The sequence below is a fragment of the Methylobacterium sp. D48H genome, from assembly GCF_053345715.1.
Window position 1 is genome coordinate 298,495 of sequence record NZ_JBKFAP010000003.1, and the last position, 18,873, is coordinate 317,367.

An 18,873-nucleotide genomic window follows, 5' to 3' on the forward strand; every position below is an offset into this window, starting at 1 on the left:
GTGCGACTTAGATCGGGATAAGTCCAATTTTACGCATTGCCTGAACAGGCCAGAAGAAACTTCGGCCCCAGAAGGTCGCCGATGTATTCTTTATGATGATGCGGGTGTGATGGTCCGGCGGCACATCGTCATGTTGCCCGCGTTGTGCTGGAACCAGCGGCGTCGCGATTTCTACGCCGTGACCGCCGACGTCTCGACCGAGGGCATCCGGTTCCGCTCCTCGTCGCTCTTGGTGCCGGGTGAGCATCTCACCTGCAGCATCCGCCATATCGGCACGCTCGAGGCCCGCATCGCCCGCGTCGCCGGTCAGGAGTTCGTTGTCTGTGTCCGCGGTGGACGCGCGATTCTCACTCACGTCGCGCGTCAGTTCGTGACGCTGGCAAAGGCCCAGGACCTGCAACCCGAACCGATCCGCGCGCACCGTCGGATCGTGCCGAAGCAGAAGATCGTCCAGATCACCACTGCATCGGGCGAGGCCCTCCAGGGACACGTCCTCAACGTTTCGGCCTCCGGCGTCGCCCTGCTCGTCGACCACGCGCTGGAGATCGGGGCGATGATCCGGGTCGGGCGAAAGACCGCCACCGTGATGCGCCACTTCACCCACGGTGTCGGGGCCGCCTTCTCGGAGCCGTTCGCGCCGTCCGCGGTCCACGAGGCGATGTCGCTCTGAGGGCCGCCCGCGAAACCGGGCGCCGCCGCGGTGCGGCGATCATCGGCCACCCGCCCCTCGCAGAGGCGGCGGAAGGGCGCTACAACTTCGCGGGTCCAGCGAAGGATCACCGATGAAGCGACCGCTCTCCGCCCGTTCCGCCACATGCCTCGCGCTCCTGCCGGCCGCACTCGCCCTGCTGCCCCAGGCGGCCTTCGCCCATCCGGGGCACGGCACCGCGACGGGCGCGGAGGCGGGGTTCCTCCATCCGCTCCTGGGCGCCGATCATGTTCTCGCGATGGTCGCGGTCGGCCTCCTCGCCAGCCTGCGAGGCGGACGGGCGCTCTGGGCGCTGCCCCTGTCGTTCCTGGCGTTGATGAGCGTGGGGGCGGGGCTGGGTATGGCCGGCGCGGTGCTGCCGCATGTCGAGCTCGGGATCGCGCTGTCCATCGTCGTGTTCGGCCTCGCCGCCATCGTCGGCCTGCGCGCGCCGGTGGCCCTGCTGGCTGCCCTGGTCGGCGTCTTCGCGGTGTTCCACGGCTACGCCCACGGTGCCGAGATGCCCGAGACCGCCTCCGGCCTGTCCTTCGGCCTCGGGTTCCTCGCGGCCACCGCGCTCCTGCACGCCGCGGGGATCGGACTCGGCGCCGCGGCGTCGCGGATCGGAGCGACGCGGGCCGCCCCGGCCCTCGGTGCCGGCCTCGCCGCGGCCGGTCTCGCGCTGCTGGCGCTCCCCGCCTGAGCGCCGTACCCGACCCGCTCCGGAGCCCCGCCCGGGCCGCGGGCGCGGCGCCCCGGCTGAGCATCCGCATCGATCTCGGGCCGGGGCACCGCCTCGGCCCCGGCAAGGTGCGGCTCCTGGAGATGATCGCCGAGCACGGTTCCATCGCGGGCGCCGGCCGCGCGCTTGGCATGTCGTACCGCCGGGCCTGGCTGCTGGTCGAGGCGATGAACACCGGCTTCGGCCGCCCCGTGGTCGAGGCGCAGACCGGTGGCCGGGCCGGCGGGGGCGCGCGCCTCTCGGCCTTCGGCGCCGACGTGGTGCGGCGCTACCGGGCCGTCGAGGCGGCCGCGGAGGCTGCGGCCGCGCCGTTCCTGATCTGTCTGGGACAGGCCGGGGACGCGTAACCGGGCCGGGCACGGGCGCGAACCCGGATGCGATGTCACAGGCCCTCGTGGGCTGACGTCCCATCATCCCGCCCCACGTCCAGCCGGTCGCGACAATCCCGGCACCAGGAAGAGAACCCCCATGGCAAAACTCACGACGCTCGCCCTGATGGGGCTGCTGGCCGTCACCACCGGTGCGCAGGCGGCGCCGAAGGTCGAGCGCCTGCGCGGGACCGTCGAGGCGGTCGCGGGCGGCGGCTTCACGCTGAAGACACGGGACGGCGCGTCGGAGACCGTGGTGCTCGCCCCCGACGCCAAGGTTTCCTGGGTGGTCCCGTCAAGTCTCGACGCGATCAGGGACGGGGTCTTCATCGGCACGGCCACGAAGGGCGAGCCGCCGGTGGCCCTGGAGGTGGTGCTGTTTCCCGAGGCGATGCGCGGCACCGGCGAGGGGCACTACGACTGGGACATGATCCCCGACCACACGGCGGGCGGGGCGCCGGTGCGGAGCGCCATGACCAACGGAACCGTGAAGGCGGACGTGCGCTCGACCGCTCCCGACGCGCCCCGCGTGAAGAGCGCGATGACCAACGGGACGGTCAAGGCGAGCCGCGGCGGGGCGGAGCGGACCCTCACGGTCGATTACGGTCAGGGCCAGTCGCTGCAGATCCTGGTGCCGCCACAGGCGCCGGTCGTCAGCTTCGAGCCCGCCAGCGCCGCGGCCGTAGCGCCCGGCGCCAAGGTCTTCGTGATCGCCGCGCGCGGGGACGACGGCCGCATCACGGCGCGGCGCGTCGCCGTCGGAAAGGACGGGCTGACGCCGCCCATGTAAGGCGCCCGTCCGGCGCCGGCGAATCGGCTGGGACGGCGTGAGCCGCCCGGTCCCGGGTCGGGGCCGGGCGAAAGGCTGCCCGTCGGCGCGGCAGCTCAGCCGCTCAGGACAGCATTCGTGCACATTCGGCGGACCGTTGCCGACTAAAGCGCCCCGAGAATGTTGCCAGGCCGCAACATCGCGCTGGAACTGCCAAGGCAGCCGCGAATCCTCGTTGCTCGCGGAAACCCGTTCGCACATGGTGATCGTGCACGGGGGCATCGCCAAGCGAGAGCCCGCAGGAGCCTGCCACCTAAGACGCAGGCCAAACCTACAGAACGTGCGGCTAGACCCGGATAACCGGGCAGGTCCGCATCATTGGGTCTCGAAGCTTTGGAGATGTCTATGAAGCTCTTGAAGAGCTCATTGCTCGGGTCTGCTGCTGCGTTCGCGGCGGTAGGCGCAGCCCACGCCGCCGACCTCCCGGTCAAGAAGGCGGTCCCGATCGAGTACGTTCGCGTCTGCGGCGCCTACGGCGCCGGCTTCTTCTACATCCCCGGCACCGACACTTGCCTGCGTCTCTCCGGCCGCGCCCGGTTCGAGGGCGGCTACATGACCAGCTACTCGCGTCAGGGTAGCAACGGCGACACGTCGGGCTACCAGGGCCGGATGCGCATCAACCTCGATGCCCGCACCCAGACCGCCTACGGCACCCTGCGCGCCTTCGTGCGCCTCGATGCCGGCTCCCGCACCGGCTATTCCGGCGTCGGCACCTCCGGCACCCAGCAGCGCATCGGCCAGGCCTTCCCGGGCCTCGGCATCGACCAGTTCGGCCGCGCCCAGCAGTTCGTGAACGTCGACAAGGCCTTCATCCAGTTCGCCGGCATGACCGCCGGTCGCGCCTCGTCGTTCTTCGACTTCTACGCCCACGACTTCGAGTTCGCCGGCGCCACGCTCGGCTCCGACATCGCCTCGACCAACCTGCTCGCCTACACGGCCACGCTCGGCAACGGCCTGTCCGCCACGATCTCGGCCGAAGACCCGGTCTTCCGCCGCAGCGTGATCTTCTCGCAGACCAACAACCCGGGCGGCGTGACGGTCAACGCCAACCTCGCCAACTTCGCGCAGTCTCAGTCGCCGGCCGAGGTGTTCATCGGCTACACCAACGGCGTGCCGACCCGGTACAGCTTCGTCGACGTGATCCAGCGCTCGCGCATGCCCGACTTCGTCGGCGCCCTGCGCCTCGACCAGGCCTGGGGCTCGGCTCAGGTCTCGGCCGCCGTCCACGAGCTGAACGTCGGCAACGTGGCCAACGGCGCCGGCACCGGCACCGGCTCGAACATCAGCATCCCGCACGCCAGCAACTCGTACGGCTGGGCGGTGCAGGGCGGCCTGAAGATCAACACGCCGTTCATCGCGCCGGGCGACGCCCTCTACCTGCAGGGCGCCTACGGCTCCGGTGCCCAGATGTACACCGGCTACTGCGCCTTCAGCGGCTGCTACTCGCAGAACCCGGCCACCATCCAGGGCCAGAAGTTCGCGCAGTACATCAATGACGCGACGCTCAACCCGTTCACGGGTCAGCTGGAGCAGTCCACGAGCTTCACCGCGACGGCCTCGTACCTCCACTACTGGTCGCCGGAGTGGCGCTCGGCCTTCTTCGGGTCGTACGGTGAGATGAGCTACGGCAGCGGCGCTCGTCTGGCCCAGGGCGCGGCCTTCGCGCTGGCGAACAACACCGGTGGCAACTCGTTCGGCGTGAACGGCGTCGGCGTGCCGGGCAGCCGGTTCTACCAGCTCAGCGAGGCGCTGCGCGACACCTACCAGTTCGTGGCGGGCGGCAGCATCATCTGGTCGCCGGTCAAGGATCTCGATATCGGTGTCGAGGGCTTCTACACCCAGATCGGCGTCAAGAACGGCCGCGTGATCGACCGCGACAAGAGCCCGACGGCCTACGCGAACGTCGCCGGCATCAACAACGGCACCTTCGTGCCGCGGACCACGACGGCGGACAGCGTGTCCACCTTCCGCTTCCGCGTCCAGCGCGACTTCTAAGCCACTCCACCGGCGCCGGGGCCTCGGCCTCCGCGCCGGTCCCCGTGCTTCAGGAACCTCAAGGCTCGGCTTCGGCCGGGCCTTTTTCGTTGTGCCGGGCCGCCCTGGATCCGTAACGCCTCCGGCCGCCAGCGCGCGGTCGGCACGCGACCCGGTGCGTTCCGCGCCGCGATCCCGCCCGCTCCCGGCCGGTCCGTTGACCGACCCATGATAGGGGCCGGCGATGCGCGGCCCCGCGCGCAGGGTGCCGCCGATGCGCGCCATCATTCGTTCGGACCCGCTTTCCGGGCGCGCGCCGCGTCCATCGAGCCGGGCAAACGCCGCCGCGCCGTGCGACACGTGCCGTCCCGCAAATGAGCCGAGCCTCCGGCCGACGCGTCGGACGGGCAGGACCCGCGCGTCGAATCGCTCGCCGGCGACCGCGTGCCGTTCGCGGGGCACCCAGGCGGTTCTGACTGCATCCGCCACGCCTGTCCGGTCAGAGACGGCCCGCAAGACAGCTCCGAGTCGACTTCCGGGCCGTCGCCTCTCGATTGGTGCTGGTCGTTCGAACGAGCCGGTTTTAGCAATATTTCATCCGTCCGGATAACCTGATAATATATAGATATACTGAGTAATTATCTCCGATTTTGCATTATTAGATAATATTTTGTTGCGGACGCGCAACGTTCATCTGCAAGATTGAAGATAAATCTGAATCTTTGTTGCGCGCGGTGGGGCCTCTGCACATCGTCGCCGGGCAAATGGGCCTCAAAACCGCCGTGGCGAGCGAGAACATGCCAATGATCTGCGAATAACTCGTGGATTATATTTGGTGTGTCCGGTTTCGCTCATCCGTTTGCGAGAATTGAGCTTCAAATTCCGGAGACATCGATGACATTGCTGAGATCATCGCTGCTGGCGACTGCCACCGCGTTCGCGACAATGGGCGCTGCGCACGCCGCCGACCTGCCGATCAAGAAGGCTGTCCCGGTCGAGTACGTCCGCGTCTGCGGCGCGTACGGCGCCGGCTTCTTCTACATCCCCGGCACCGACACCTGCCTGCGCATCTCGGGCCGCGCCCGGTACGAGGGCGGGTACATGACGGCGTCGACGCGGCAGGCCGGCACCAACGCCGGCGACAGCGCGGGCTATCAGGCGCGTCTGCGCATCAACCTCGATGCCCGCACGCAGACCGCTTACGGCACCCTGCGCGCCTTCGTCCGCCTCGATGCGGGATCCCGCACCGGCTACGCGCGCTCAGGGACGCAGGCGCGCATCGGGCAGGCCTACGACGCCACCGGCGTCGACCAGGCCGGGCATGCGCAGCAGTTCATGAACGTCGACAAGGCGTTCATCCAGTTCGCCGGCCTGACCGCCGGTCGCGCGGCGTCGTTCTTCGACTTCTACGCCCACGACTTCGAGATCTACGGCGCGACCGCGGGCTCGGACGTCTCCTCCACCAACCTCCTCGCCTACACGGTGACGGCCGGCGACGGGCTGTCGGCCACGCTGTCGGTCGAGGACCCGGTCTTCCGGCGCAGCCCGATCTACGCGCCGGCCGGCACCGCGTCGCCGGTCAGCCCGGTCTTCGTCGGCTACTTCAGAGGCGCACCGATCGGGGTCAGCGGTGTCGACAGCATCCAGCGCGAGCGGCTGCCCGATGTCGTCGGCGTCCTGCGCGTCGATCAGGGCTGGGGCTCGGCGCAGCTCTCCGCCGCGGTTCACGAGCTGAACGTCGGCAACATCGCGGCGACGCCCGCGGCGGGCGCCAATGTCAGCGTCGCGCACACCAGGAGCGTCGAGGGCTGGGCGGTGCAGGGCGGCCTGAAGGTCAACGCCCCCTTCGTCGCGCCGGGGGACGCCCTCTATCTCCAGAGCGCCTACGCCGACGGCGCGCAGATGTATACGGGATACTGCGCCTTCACCGGCTGCTACACGCAGCTCAACAACGGCTTCCAGGGCCAGAAGATCTACCAGAGCTTCTCGGACGCGACGGTCAACCCCTTCACCGGCCAGTTGCAGACATCGCAATCCTTCTCGGCGGTCGCGTCGTTCCTGCATTACTGGACGCCGGAATGGCGCTCGGCGGTCTTCGGCGCCTACGGAGAGCAGGACTTCTCCCGCAACGCGCGCCTCGCCCAGGGCGCGCTCTACAACGTCCTGAGCTTCAACGGCGCCGCCAATCTCGGCTCCAACGCTGTCGGCGCGCCAGGAACCCGCTTCTACCAGTTGAGCCAAGCGCTGCGCGACACCTATCAGTTCGTCGCGGGCGGCAGCATCATCTGGTCGCCCGTGCGCGACCTCGATATCGGCGTCGAGGCCTTCTACACCCAGATCGGCGTGAAGCACGGCCGCGCGATCGACACCGACAAGAGTCCCACCGCCTACGCCAACGTCGCCGGCATCAACAGCGGCACGTTCGTCCCGCGCACCGTGACGCAGGACTCGGTCTCGCAGGTCCGCTTCCGCGTCCAGCGCGACTTCTGATCGACGATCCCGGCGGCGGGGCCTCGGTCCCGTCGCCTGTCCCCGTCCGATGCCGTCATGGCCCGGTCGGCCGCGTGGCCTATTCTCTGAACTGTGATCACGACAGAGACGGGATCTTAATCCCGGCCGACGGGACAGGTCGCGTCCTTTGTTCCCTGGATCGCGTTGCCGCCCTTCATCCGCGCTGATACGCCGGATGTCACTTTATCGCCGCCGATCGTGCGCGATCCGATGGATCGCGGCCCGGCGCGCGGTCGCGAGGGCGCGGCGAAGCGGCCCGCGAGCGGTCAGAGATCCGGGGGGACGCCATGACCAGCACCGTTTCACCGAGCCCGATCCCGTCGCCGGCGGAGGGCCGGGCCGAGGACGGGCGCGCGGCCCGGTTCTGGCCGTACGTCTGGTGGCGGCTGATCGACTTCAAGATCGGCATCATACCGCTCCCGATCTTCGTCGTGCTGGCGATCCTCCTCACCGTCCTGGTCCAGGAGGGCGAGATCAAGCCCGACGGGCCGACCATGATCGCCGTGCTGGTGATGGGCGGCTTCACCTGCGCGGAGATCGGCAAGCGGATCCCGATCCTGAAGAACATCGGCGCCGGGGCGATCTTCGCGACCTTCATCCCCTCGGCGCTGGTCTACTACGCCCTGGTGCCGCCGCAGATGGTCAAGGCGATCACCGATTTCACCAAGTTCACCAACTTCCTCTACATCTACATCGCCACGATCATCGTCGGCTCAATCCTCGGGATGGACCGCGAGGTCCTGATCAAGGGCTTCCTCAAGATCTTCGCGCCGCTCGCCCTCGGCTCGGTGGCGGCGGCCCTGGTCGGGACGCTGGTCGGCACGCTCCTCGGCCTCGGCCCCTACAAGACCTTCTTCTTCATCGTCGTGCCGATCATGGCGGGTGGCGTCGGCGAGGGGGCGATCCCGCTCTCCATCGGCTACGCGGCGATCCTGGGGATGCAGCAGGGCGTGGTCTTCGCCCAGGTGCTGCCGCCGGTGATGCTGGGCTCCCTGACCGCGATCATCCTGTCGGGCACGCTCAACTCTGTGGGCAAGCGCTACCCGCACCTCACCGGCGAGGGCCGACTCCAGCCCGATTCGGACGGCATCAAGTCGAGCGACGCCCAGGCCAAGGCCGAGGCGGCCAAGGGCCAGATCGATCCCGCCACGATCGGTGCGGCCGGGCTCACGGCGATCACCCTCTACCTGCTCGGCGTCATGGCCCACCACCTCGTCGGCCTGCCGGCGCCGGTGGCGATGCTGTTCCTCGCCGTCCTGGCGAAGCTCGCCAGCGCGGTGTCGCCCCATCTCCAGGCCGGCGGCTTCGTGGTCTACAAGTTCGTCCAGGTCTCGATGACCTACCCGCTGCTCTTCGCCATCGGCGTCGCGCTGACGCCCTGGCACGAGCTGATGGCGGCCTTCACTCTGGTGAACCTGATTACCATCGTGTCGACCGTCGTGACGCTGATGACAGTCGGCTTCTTCGTCGGCCGCTGGCTCGGCATGTACCCGATCGAGACCGCCATCGTGAACGCCTGCCACAGCGGCCAGGGCGGCACCGGCGACGTGGCGATCCTCACGGCGGCGAACCGCATGGCCCTGATGCCCTTCGCGCAGATCGCCACCCGCATCGGCGGCGCGCTGACGGTGACCGGCACGATCGTCGCCATGAAGTGGATCGGTGCCTGACGGGCACCCGCAAAGGACGTCGTCATGGCCGGTGATCCCGGGGCCGTCGGGGCCACGCTCAAGTCGCGGATCGGCGCGATCCTCCGCTCGACGAGCGGCAACTTCCTGGAAATGTTCGACTTCTTCCTGTTCGGGTTCTACGCCACCTACATCGCGCGGGCGTTCTTCCCCTCGGGCAACGAGACCACCGAGCTGCTCCTGACCTTCGGCACCTTCTGGCTCGGGGCGCTGATGCGGCCGCTCGGGGCGATCGTGCTCGGCGCCTATATCGACCGGATCGGCCGCCGGAAGGGCCTGATCATCACCCTCGCCATCATGGCGAGCGGCACGGTGCTCATCGCCTTCTGCCCGAGCTACGACACGATCGGGGTCGCGGCCCCGCTGATCGTGCTGGCCGGGCGCCTGCTGCAGGGCTTCTCGGCGGGCGTCGAGATCGGCGGCGTCTCCATCTACCTGTTCGAGATCGCCACGCCGGGCCGGCGCGGCTTCTACACGTCGTTCCAGTCGGCGAGTCAGCAGGTGGCGATCATGTTCGCCGCCCTGATCGGCTACGGGCTGAACGCGTTCCTGACCAAGCAGCAGCTCGGCGATTTCGGCTGGCGCATCCCGTTCTTCATCGGCTGCCTGATCGTGCCGTTCATCTTCTTCATCAGGAGGTCGCTCCAGGAGACGCAGGACTTCGCCAAGCGGACCCGCCACCCGACCACCCGCGAGATCCTGACCACGGTGGCCGCCAACTGGCGGATCGTGCTGCTCGGCATGATGCTGACCACGATGACGACGGTGACGTTCTACATGATCACCGTCTACACCCCGACTTTCGGCAAGAACGTCCTCAAGCTCACCGAGACCGACAGCCTGATCGTGACGCTGTTCGTGGCGATCACCAACTTCGTCTGGCTGCCCGTGGGCGGAGCCCTGTCGGACGCCATCGGCCGCAAGCCGGTGCTGCTGACGATCTCGACCCTGTCGCTGCTGACGACCTACCCGGCGCTGCACTGGCTCGTGGCCGATCCGACCTTCGGCAAGATGCTCGCCGTCGAGCTGTGGTTCTCGTTCTTCTTCGGAGTCTACAACGGCGCGATGGTGGTCTCGCTCTCGGAAGTCGTGCCGGCCCATGTCCGCGCCAGCGGCTTCTCGCTGGCCTACAGCCTCGCCACCGCGCTGTTCGGCACGGCGACGCCCATGGTCTCGACCTTCCTGATCGAGAAGACCGGCGACCGGGCGGCGCCGAGCTACTGGCTGATGGCGGCGGCCGCCTGCGGCATCGTCGCGACGCTCGCCCTGTTCCGCGGCCGGCCCAGTCTGGAGCGCGTGCCGGCCCACGCCTGAGGGTCGGGGGCCCTCAGCTCTCCTGCCAGATCCGGATCCGCGCCTTGAAGGCGGCGCGGATATGGGCCCGGGCCGCGGCCTCGGCGGCATCCCCGTCGTGGGCTCGGATCGCCGCCACGATCGCGGCGTGCTCGGCGAGCGATTCCGCGGCGCGGTCGGGCGCCGCCAGCGTGGTGGCGCCCGGGAGCAGCACCAGCGACAGGCGCATCGTCTCCAGCGTGCCCTGCAGGAAGCGGTTGCGCGCCGCCCCGTGGATCTGGCGGTGGAACAGCCGGTTGGTCCGTGCCAGCGCGGGCGCGTCGCCGAGCAGCGTCCGGTCCCGGGCGACCATCTCCTCCAGGATCTCGGTCTCGACCGTGCTGGCGTGGATCGCCGCGAGGCGCGCGGCCGTCCCCTCCAGCACCTCGCGCAGGTCGTAGAGCTCGCTCACCTGCCCGTAGTCGAGCTGCGCCACGCTGGCGCCCCGGTGCGGCTCGTGGGCGACGAGTCCCTGCGCCTCCAGCCGGCCGAGCGCCTCGCGGACCGGCGTGCGGCTGATCTGGAACCGCTCGGCGAGCTCCGCCTCGCGCAGGCGGCTGCCGGGGGCGAGCTCGCCCTCCTCGATCGCCCGCAGCAGCCGCTCGTAGGCGCCGGCGCCGCTGGAGCGCTCCGCTTCGCTGGCCTTCATGTCCGGCTCTCCTCGGCTCGGCCATAGCGCGAAAGCGTGACGCCTGAAACGCTTGCGTGAAATTGCATGCAGACGTATACAATGCGCTGAGATCGGCCACTGGAGAGGAGGCAGGCATGCAGCGTCCGGACGATGCGCCGTGGGATGTGGTGGTGGTCGGCTCGGGCAACGCCGCCATGAGCGCCGGTCTCGCCGCCCTGGAGCGCGGCGCCTCGGTGCTGATGATCGAGAAGGCCGAGCGGGACCTCGCCGGCGGCAACACCGCCTACACGGCCGGGGCCATGCGCTTCGTCTACGCGGGCAACGACGACCTGATCCCGCTGCTGGTCGATCCCGAGGACCCGCGCCTGCCGCGGACCGATTTCGGTGCCTACACGGCACAGAAATTCGAGGCGGACCTGCTCGGCTTCAACGACGGGCGGCCGCTCTCGCGCGAGCAGCGCATCCTGATCGACGAGAGCGGCGCGGCCCTGCGCTGGCTGGCGACGCAGGGGGTGAAGTTCGAGCCGATCTACTCCCGTCAGGCGTTCGAGAAGGACGGGCGCTTCGTGTTCTGGGGCGGCCTGACGCTGGCCACCCACGACGAGGGGTTCGGCCTCGCCCGGGCCGAGCTGGAGGCCTTCACCCGGGCCGGCGGCGAGATCCGCTACGGCTGCCCGGCCCGAGGCCTGATCGTGGAGGACGGGCGCGTCGTCGGCGTGGAGACGCCGCAGGGTCCGGTCCGGGCGACGTCCGTGGTGCTGGCCTGCGGCGGCTTCGAGTCGAACGCCGCCCTCCGGACACGCTTCATCGGCGAGGGCTGGGACAAGGCCCGGGTACGCGGCACGCCCCACAACCAGGGCGACGGGCTACAGATGGCGCTCGACCTCGGCGCGAAGGCCCACGGCTTCTACGGTGGCTGCCACGCCACGCCGATGGACCTGCACACCCCCGATTACGGCAACCTCGAGCTGCCGCACGGCGAGCGCAAGCACTACCGGAAGATCTGCTACTTCCTGGGCCTCATGCTGAACGCGGACGGCGAGCGGTTCGTCGACGAGGGCAAGAATTTCCGCAACTACACCTACGCCCAGTTCGGCCGCTCGATCATGGAGCAGCCCGGGCACGTGGCGTGGCAGATCTTCGACGCCAAGGTCGATCACCTGCTCTACAGCGAGTACCGGTTCCACGACGCGCACTTCGTCGAGGCCGACACCCTGGACGGGCTCCTCGACAAGCTCGAGGGCATCGACCGCGCGGCGGCGCGGCGGACCATCGCGGCGTTCAACGCCGCCGTGGACGAGAGCGTGCCCTTCGACCCGACCGTGAAGGACGGGCGCGGCACGAAGGGGCTCGCCCTGCCGAAGTCGAACTGGGCGCAGAGGATCGAGACCGGGCCGTTCAAGGCCTACCCGGTCACGGGCGGCATCACCTTCACCTACGGCGGCGTCGAGGTCGGCGACGACGGCGGCGTGAAGCGCGCGGACGGCGGCGCGATTCCCGGCCTCTACGCCTGCGGCGAGATGGTCGGTGGCGTGTTCTTCAACGGCTATCCCGGCGGCTCGGGGCTGACCTCCGGCGTCGTGTTCGGCCGCCGCGCCGGCTACGGCGCCGCCGCGAGGGCGAGGGGCTGAGGTCAGCGGCGGAGCGCGACCGAACTCCTCCGATGCGGGGAGGGAAGCCGCGCGATCGTTCCCCAGCGGCCCATCGTCCCCTGTCCGCCGCCCCGGCGCGGGCGTAGAAGCCCAGCCATGCCCGCCCGACAGGCCGTCTTCACCATCTCCCGCGGCGTCCCGTTCCTGCCGACGCTCGCCGAGGCGCTGCTCTCCGGCCGCCTCGTCGGGCCGGTGGCGGACGATCCGCTGGCGCTCGCCTCCGTCACGATCTACCTGCCGACCCGTCGCGCGGCTCGGGCGCTCGGCGCGATCCTGGCCGAGAGGCTCGGCCGGGACGCGCCCGGCCAGGCGACGCTGCTGCCGCGGATGGTGCCGCTCGGCGAGGCCGACGAGGCCGAGCTCGACCTCGCCGCCGAGCCGCTGCTGGAGGAGAACGCCGATCCCCTGAGCATCCCGATGCCGCCGCTGGAGCGCCGGCTGATCCTGGCCCGCCTCGTCCAGGCCTGGGCCAGGACCGTCGACCGGACGCTGCTGCCGCTGGACGCCGAGGTGCCGTTCCTCGTGCCGTCCTCCCCCGCCGACGCGGTCGGGCTCGCCGGCGATCTCGAGCGCCTGATGGACGCGCTCACCGTCGAGGGCCTGCCCTGGTCGGAGATCGGCGCGGCCGTCGAGGCCGAGTATTCCCGCTACTTCGGCCTGACCCTCGACTTCGTGAAGATCGCTGCCGAGAACTGGCCGAAGCTCCTGGCCGAGCGGGGCCTCGCCGATCCGGTCGCCCGCGCCCGCGGGCTCGTGCTCGCCGAGGAGCGGCGCCTGTCGCGCGGCGCGACGCCGGACCCGGTGATCGTCGCTGGATCGCTGGGCTCCGTCCCCGCCACGGCCCGGCTCATCGCCGCCGTGGCCAAGCTGCCCCACGGCGCCGTGGTCCTGCCCGGGCTCGATCTCGACCTCGACGCGGCCGGCTGGGACGGCATCGACACCGGCGAGGGTTTTTCCCGCGTGATCGCGCACGGCCATCCGCAGGCGGTGCTGCACCGGTTGCTCGGACCGGAGAACCTCAACCTCGACCGCGCCGAGGTCGTCGCCCTCGGCGAGCCCGACCCCGGCCAGGCGGCGCGAGCCGCGCTCCTGTCGCAGGCCCTGCGGCCGGCCGATACCACCGACGCGTGGGCCGCCCTCGACCCGGCCGCGCGCGACACCGTCGCCCGCCTCGGCCTCGCGGGGCTCGCGCTCGCCGAAGCGGCCGACGAGCGCGAGGAGGCGCTGGTCGCGGCGCTGGCGCTGCGCGAGACCCTGCAGACCCCCGGTGCCACCGCGGCGCTCATCACGCCCGACCGCGGGCTCGCCGGCCGCGTCGCCGTCGAGCTGCTGCGCTGGGGCATCGTGGCCGAGGATTCCGCCGGGCTGTCCCTGGCCGTGAGCCCGGCCGGGCGGCTCGCCCGGCTCGCGGCGGAACTCGCCGCCGACCTCGCCCGCGATCAGGCCGACGCGATCCCGGCCCGGCTGATCGCGCTGCTCTCCCATCCGATGGTCCATCTCGGCCTGCCGCGTCCCGACGTGGTCCGGGGCGCGGCCGCCCTGGAGATCGGATTGCTGCGCGGCCCCGTTCCGGCCCCGGGCTTCGACGGCCTGCGCAAGGCCCTCGCCGCCGAGCGCGCCGGGCCGCCCGAGCACCGGCCCCGGGCCAAGCGCCGCCTGAAGGACGTCGACTGGGAACTGGCCGCGGACCTCCTGGACCGGCTGGATCTGGTGTTCCGGGATTTCCCGGGCCCGGACGGCGCGGGCGATTGCGACCTCGTCACCACGGCCACGGGTCACCGTGAGGCGTGCGACCGGCTGATCGCCGGGCCGGAGGACGGTCCCCCGGTCGAGACGGACGGATCCCTGTCCTGCCTCGACGCCCTGTTCGACGACCTGGAGATGGCCGAGCCCGGCCTGATGCCGGGGCGGTTCGACGATTACGCCACCTTCTTCACGTCGCTCGCCCGGGAGCGCAAAGTCGCCTGCTCGGGCGAGGCGCCGCATCCGCGCCTGCGCATCCTCGGGCTGCTGGAGGCGCGCCTGCTCTCGGTGGATCGCGTGGTGCTCGGCGGGCTGGACGAGGGCGTCTGGCCGGTGCGCACGCTGACCGACTCGTTCCTCAACCGGCCGATGCGCGAGCGGGTCGGCCTCAACCCGCCCGAGCGGCGGATCGGGCAGATGGCCCACGACTTCGTGCAGTCGCTCGGTTGCCGCGACGCGGTGATCACCCGCGCGCTGAAGCGGGAGGGCGCGCCGACCGTGCCGTCGCGCCTGATCCAGCGCCTGCGCGCCCTCTCGGGCGACGCCCGCTGGGACAGCGTCCTGCACGCGGGGCGCCGGCTCACGGGCCTCGCCGCGCGGCTCGACGCGGCGCCGCCGGAGCCGCGGCTGAAGCGCCCCGCGCCGAAGCCGGACCCGGCGCTGTTCCCGCGCTCGCTCAGCGTCACCGAGATCGAGACGCTGGTGCGCGATCCCTACAGCATCTTCGCCCGCCACGTGCTCGGACTGGACCCGCTCGACCCGCTGGCGGCGGCGCCGGGCGTCGCCACCCGCGGCTCTCTGGTGCACGACGTCTTCGCGGAGTTCGCCGCCCGCCATCCCGCGGACCTGCCGCCGGACGCGGCCGAGCGGCTGCTGAACCTCGCGGTGAACGCCTTCGGCGACATCGAGGCGGAGTACCCGAACCTCTACGCCGAGTGGTGGCCGCGCTACGAGCGCATGGCCTCGGCCTATCTCGACTGGGAGGCGCAGCGCCGGCCCGGCCTGACCCGGGTCTACCCGGAGGTCTCCGGGCGCTGGGCGATCCCGATGGGGCGCGAGACCTTCACGCTGCGCGCCCGGGCCGACCGGATCGAGCTGCGGCCGGACGGCACCGCCTGCATCGTCGATTACAAGACCGGGACGCCGCCCTCGGGCAAGATGATCTTCTCCGGGTTCTCGCCGCAGCTCACCCTGGAGGCGGCGATGCTGATGCACGGCGCCTTCGCGGAACTGCCGGCCGTGAAGACGACGCCGGACCTGCTCTACGTCCACGCCTCGGGCGGCCGGAAGCCCTTCGTCCCGATCCCGGTGAAGCCGCCCCGGGGCGAGGAGCGCGGCGTGGAGGCGATCGTGGCTGAGCACGCCGCGCGGCTCCGGGGGCTGGTGGCCCGGTTCATGACCGGCGAGGCGGCCTACACGGCGCGGCCCTACCCGCAATACGCCAGCCGGTACGGCGCCTACGACCACCTCGCCCGGGTGCTCGAGTGGTCGCTCGCCGGGGACGAGGGCGGGGAGTGACCCCGCCCGCGCCCTCGTCCTGAGGTGCCGAAGTGCAGCGGAGGTCTCGAGGAAGCCTCCCGATATCGCCGCGGTTCCGGGGGACTTCTTCGAGGCGACTGCGCCGCACCTGAGGATGAGGTGACCCGGTGGGAGGCGCGTCCTCCGCGCCTCAGAAGAACGCCTGCAGCCCCGTCTGGGCGCGGCCCAGGATCAGGGCGTGGACGTCGTGGGTGCCCTCGTAGGTGTTCACCGTCTCGAGGTTCTGGGCGTGGCGCATCACGTGGTACTCGCCCATGATGCCGTTACCGCCGTGCATGTCCCGGGCGGTGCGGGCGATGTCCAGCGCCTTGCCGCAATTGTTGCGCTTGACCAGCGAGATCATCTCGGGCGCCATCTTGCCCTCGTCCATCAGCCGCCCGACCCGGAGCGAGGCCTGGAGGCCCAGGGCGATCTCGGTCTGCATGTCGGCGAGCTTCTTCTGGACGAGCTGGGTCTGCGCCAGGGGCCGGCCGAACTGCTTGCGCTCCAGCGTGTAGGTGCGGGCGCGGTGCCAGCAATCCTCTGCGGCGCCCATCGCGCCCCACGAGATGCCGTAGCGCGCCCGGTTGAGGCAGCCGAACGGCCCCTTCAGCCCCGAGACGTTCGGCAGCAGCGCGTCCTCTCCGACCTCGACGCCCTCCATGACGATCTCGCCGGTGGTGGAGGCGCGCAGGGACAGCTTGCCCTTCAGCGTCGGGGCGGACAGGCCCTTCATGCCCTTCTCGAGGACGAAGCCGCGGATCGCGCCCTCGTGGGCCTCGGACTTCGCCCAGACCACGAAGACGTCCGCGAAGGGCGCGTTCGAGATCCACATCTTGGCGCCGGTGATCCGGTAGCCGCCGTCGATCTTCTCGGCCTTGGTCTTCATGCCGGCCGGGTCCGAGCCGGCATCCGGCTCGGTGAGGCCGAAGCAGCCGATCCACTCGCCCGAGGCGAGCTTCGGCAGGAACTTCTCGCGCTGCTCCTCCGAGCCGTAGGCGTGGATCGGGTACATCACGAGGGAGGATTGCACGCTCATCATCGAGCGGTAGCCGGAATCCACCGCCTCGACCGCCCGCGCCACGAGCCCGTAGGCCACGTAGGAGGCGCCCGCGCAGCCGTACTCCTCGGGGAGGGTCACGCCGAGCAGGCCGAGCTCGCCCATCTTCCGGAACAGGCCGGGATCGGTCTTCTCGGAGGCGTAGGCCTCCACGATCCCGGGCAGCAGCTGCTCCTGCGCGAAGCTCTGGGCGACGTCGCGGATCGCCCGCTCGTCCTCGGTGAGCTGATCCTCCAGCAGGAAGGGATCGTCCCAGACGAAGCGGGCCGAGGCCGGGGCCGACGGGGAGGCGCTGCCCGGAGGGCGCATCGGAGCGTTCATCGAGATTCCTCGCCTGTAGGGTGGCGCGGGTCTTCGCGGCCCGCGCGCTTGACCCTACCCTAGACCCGCGCGCCGCCCGGTCCAACGCGCGCGGTGACGCCGGGGCGCCGCCGTCACGCCCGGCCGAGGAGCATGAGCCAGAGCAGCGTGGTGAGCGGCGCCAGCAGCGTCGAGACCAGGACCGAGGCCGCGACCATGCCGGTCTCGGTCCGGTAGCGCGCCGCCAGCAGGTAGGCGTTGATCCCCACCGGCATGGCGGCGAACAGGGTCGCGACGCCCGCGTAGGCGGCCGGCATCGCGAAGACGTGGAAGGCCAGGACCCAGACCGCCAGCGGGTGCAGGAGGTTCTTCAGGAGCGCGATCACGAGCGCACCCTTGAGGTCGAACAGCACCCGGTAGCGCTTCAGGCCGGCGCCCAGCGCCACCAGGGCGCAGGTGGAGGCCGTGCCGGCGAAGGCGTCGATCAGCGACTGGGCGATGCCGACCGGCGCGAGGCCGAGGGCCTTCATGGCCATGCCGATCAGCAGCGCCACGAAGATCGGGTTGCGCAGCAGCACCAGGGCGAGCCCGCGGATCCGCGCCAGGACCGGCAGGCCGGAATCGGACTCGATCAGGAAAGTGGCGCTGCCCATCATCAGGGGCAGGTGGACGGCCAGCAGCATGAACAGCGGGAAGGCACCCTCCTCGCCGTAGGCCTGGAGGATCATCGGGACGCCCACGAACACCGTGTTCGACTGGCTCGCCGCGAAGCCGTGGAGGATCGCACCCCGGCGCTCGATCCCGGCCCGCCGCCGGGCGATCAGCGTGCCGACGGACCACGAGATCGCCGCGCCGCCGAAATACGCGACCCAGTAGGACCACGCGATGGTCCCGCTCATCCCGGGCTTGGTCAGCGTGGCGATGATCAGCGCCGGGACGGCGACGGCGAAGACGTATTCCGACAGCCCGTCGCTGACCTTGTCGGAGAGGAGCCCCGCGAGGGCGGCGGCCCAGCCGATCAGGACGATCCCGAAGATCGGGGCGATGATGGCGAGGGCGTTCACGGGGCCGGCGGGAGCGGGGGCTGAAGCGCGGGGGGAGGACTCGGCCCATAGCACGCCCGCGCGCCGCGTCGCGCCCCGTCGGAAGCTGTGCTGGCATGCCGGACGAGAGGGGGGGAGAATCACCGCGCCGCCGAGCGCGCCCGGGTCGCCGCGGCGGTGCGGGCCCTCATCGCGGGCACCCGGTAACGCGCCGGCCGCGAGACCGTGGACCTCCCCTTCGTCACCACGGCCGACAGCGGCGCGTGACGGCGCCCGCGCCGCCTACTTGTTCTCCAGCACCTGGATCGGATCCGTGCGCTGGCTCGCGGGCGGTTCCTTGGTCAGGTTGGCGCCGCCCTCCCGCTGCACCTTGACGTCCTTCGGCGCACCCGGCCCGCCCACCGCGCGGCCGCCCTCGGCGCTCTGGGTCGGCACCGTGCCGGACGCCAGTTCCAGGCAGGTCACCATCTCGACGTAGGAGGGGAAGCCGCCCGCCTTGAACTGGTTCTGGCACTGGCTCTTCGCGGCGGGCGTGTAACTGCTCCAGTGGCGCTCGGCCTCCTTCTTGGCGTCGCGCTCGGAGCGGATGCAGCCGTCGTAATTCGCCTTGTCGCTGATGCTCGTGTTGGCGACCTGAGCCGACCGGCAGGTCCGCTCGACGTCGAGATCGGGCACCGCGTCGGCCCGGGCGGAGGCCGGCGCGAGCGCCAGCATGAGCAGCGCGAAGGTGCCGGGGACCATCGTGCGGGAACGGGTCGTCATGTCGTCAGACTCGCGATCTGTGGCGGTTCGCG

General features: G+C 70.7%; 14 protein-coding genes. 10 read left to right on the forward strand and 4 right to left on the reverse strand.

The annotated features are described in order from the left end of the window. The first annotated feature begins 130 nt into the window (after positions 1–130). The 8 genes from ACLBX8_RS10185 to tcuC all read left to right on the forward strand — a co-directional run bounded on the left by ACLBX8_RS10185 (position 131) and on the right by tcuC (position 10,114). On the forward strand, positions 131–670 hold the full coding sequence (locus ACLBX8_RS10185) for a pilus assembly protein PilZ (RefSeq protein WP_447698306.1): 540 nt from the start codon (positions 131–133) through the stop codon (positions 668–670). A 112-nt stretch (positions 671–782) separates the two neighbouring features. Then, a complete protein-coding gene (locus ACLBX8_RS10190; protein ID WP_447698307.1) occupies positions 783–1,391 on the forward strand; it encodes a HupE/UreJ family protein in 609 nt (202 codons plus the stop codon). Between the two features lie 62 nt (positions 1,392–1,453). Next, positions 1,454–1,777 (forward strand): winged helix-turn-helix domain-containing protein, encoded by a 324-nt coding sequence (locus tag ACLBX8_RS10195; RefSeq protein ID WP_210186914.1) that lies wholly within the window; start codon positions 1,454–1,456, stop codon positions 1,775–1,777. A gap of 121 nt (positions 1,778–1,898) precedes the next feature. Next, positions 1,899–2,588, forward strand: a complete 690-nt coding sequence (locus tag ACLBX8_RS10200; protein ID WP_447698308.1) for a metal ABC transporter permease — start codon at positions 1,899–1,901, stop codon at positions 2,586–2,588. Between the two features lie 384 nt (positions 2,589–2,972). After that, entirely contained in the window at positions 2,973–4,622 is a 1,650-nt protein-coding gene (locus tag ACLBX8_RS10205) for a porin (protein ID WP_132368113.1), read from the forward strand. 873 nt (positions 4,623–5,495) lie between these two features. Next, entirely contained in the window at positions 5,496–7,091 is a 1,596-nt protein-coding gene (locus tag ACLBX8_RS10210) for a porin (RefSeq protein WP_447698309.1), read from the forward strand. Positions 7,092–7,399: 308 nt separating this feature from the next. Then, positions 7,400–8,782: a 2-hydroxycarboxylate transporter family protein gene (locus ACLBX8_RS10215; protein ID WP_447698310.1), complete on the forward strand. Its 1,383-nt coding sequence runs from the start codon at positions 7,400–7,402 to the stop codon at positions 8,780–8,782. Positions 8,783–8,806: 24 nt separating this feature from the next. Then, on the forward strand, positions 8,807–10,114 hold the full coding sequence (gene tcuC / locus ACLBX8_RS10220) for a tricarballylate/proton symporter TcuC (RefSeq protein ID WP_447698311.1): 1,308 nt from the start codon (positions 8,807–8,809) through the stop codon (positions 10,112–10,114). A 13-nt stretch (positions 10,115–10,127) separates the two neighbouring features. On the opposite strand, the gene ACLBX8_RS10225 is transcribed toward tcuC, so the two are convergent. Continuing rightward, positions 10,128–10,781 carry a GntR family transcriptional regulator gene (locus tag ACLBX8_RS10225; RefSeq protein WP_056531487.1) on the reverse strand — a complete coding sequence of 218 codons (654 nt, stop codon included), beginning with the start codon at positions 10,779–10,781 and terminating at the stop codon, positions 10,128–10,130. Between the two features lie 116 nt (positions 10,782–10,897). On the opposite strand from ACLBX8_RS10225, the gene tcuA reads away from it, so the two are divergent. Continuing rightward, positions 10,898–12,394, forward strand: a complete 1,497-nt coding sequence (gene tcuA / locus ACLBX8_RS10230; protein WP_447698312.1) for an FAD-dependent tricarballylate dehydrogenase TcuA — start codon at positions 10,898–10,900, stop codon at positions 12,392–12,394. 117 nt (positions 12,395–12,511) lie between these two features. Next, positions 12,512–15,676 (forward strand): double-strand break repair protein AddB, encoded by a 3,165-nt coding sequence (gene addB / locus ACLBX8_RS10235; RefSeq protein WP_447698313.1) that lies wholly within the window; start codon positions 12,512–12,514, stop codon positions 15,674–15,676. A gap of 151 nt (positions 15,677–15,827) precedes the next feature. On the opposite strand, the gene ACLBX8_RS10240 is transcribed toward addB, so the two are convergent. The 3 genes from ACLBX8_RS10240 to ACLBX8_RS10250 all read right to left on the reverse strand — a co-directional run bounded on the left by ACLBX8_RS10240 (position 15,828) and on the right by ACLBX8_RS10250 (position 18,841). Further along, positions 15,828–17,057, reverse strand: a complete 1,230-nt coding sequence (locus ACLBX8_RS10240) for an acyl-CoA dehydrogenase (protein ID WP_132368118.1) — start codon at positions 17,055–17,057, stop codon at positions 15,828–15,830. A 113-nt stretch (positions 17,058–17,170) separates the two neighbouring features. Further along, complete coding sequence (locus tag ACLBX8_RS10245) at positions 17,171–18,100, reverse strand: AEC family transporter (protein WP_020090796.1); 930 nt, start codon at positions 18,098–18,100, stop codon at positions 17,171–17,173. 261 nt (positions 18,101–18,361) lie between these two features. Next, the gene (locus ACLBX8_RS10250; RefSeq protein WP_100250577.1) at positions 18,362–18,841 is read right to left on the reverse strand and encodes a hypothetical protein; all 480 of its coding nucleotides are present in this window, start codon (positions 18,839–18,841) and stop codon (positions 18,362–18,364) included. Positions 18,842–18,873: the final 32 nt, after the last annotated feature.

Coding starts and splice junctions, on each gene's coding strand:
- ACLBX8_RS10185 (WP_447698306.1), top strand. CDS start 131: ATGTTGCCCGCGTTGTGCTGGAACCAGCGGCGTCGCGATTTCTACGCC.
- ACLBX8_RS10225 (WP_056531487.1), bottom strand. CDS start 10,781: ATGAAGGCCAGCGAAGCGGAGCGCTCCAGCGGCGCCGGCGCCTACGAG.
- ACLBX8_RS10210 (WP_447698309.1), top strand. CDS start 5,496: ATGACATTGCTGAGATCATCGCTGCTGGCGACTGCCACCGCGTTCGCG.
- ACLBX8_RS10205 (WP_132368113.1), top strand. CDS start 2,973: ATGAAGCTCTTGAAGAGCTCATTGCTCGGGTCTGCTGCTGCGTTCGCG.
- ACLBX8_RS10190 (WP_447698307.1), top strand. CDS start 783: ATGAAGCGACCGCTCTCCGCCCGTTCCGCCACATGCCTCGCGCTCCTG.
- ACLBX8_RS10215 (WP_447698310.1), top strand. CDS start 7,400: ATGACCAGCACCGTTTCACCGAGCCCGATCCCGTCGCCGGCGGAGGGC.
- ACLBX8_RS10200 (WP_447698308.1), top strand. CDS start 1,899: ATGGCAAAACTCACGACGCTCGCCCTGATGGGGCTGCTGGCCGTCACC.
- ACLBX8_RS10250 (WP_100250577.1), bottom strand. CDS start 18,841: ATGACGACCCGTTCCCGCACGATGGTCCCCGGCACCTTCGCGCTGCTC.
- ACLBX8_RS10240 (WP_132368118.1), bottom strand. CDS start 17,057: ATGAACGCTCCGATGCGCCCTCCGGGCAGCGCCTCCCCGTCGGCCCCG.
- tcuA (WP_447698312.1), top strand. CDS start 10,898: ATGCAGCGTCCGGACGATGCGCCGTGGGATGTGGTGGTGGTCGGCTCG.
- addB (WP_447698313.1), top strand. CDS start 12,512: ATGCCCGCCCGACAGGCCGTCTTCACCATCTCCCGCGGCGTCCCGTTC.
- tcuC (WP_447698311.1), top strand. CDS start 8,807: ATGGCCGGTGATCCCGGGGCCGTCGGGGCCACGCTCAAGTCGCGGATC.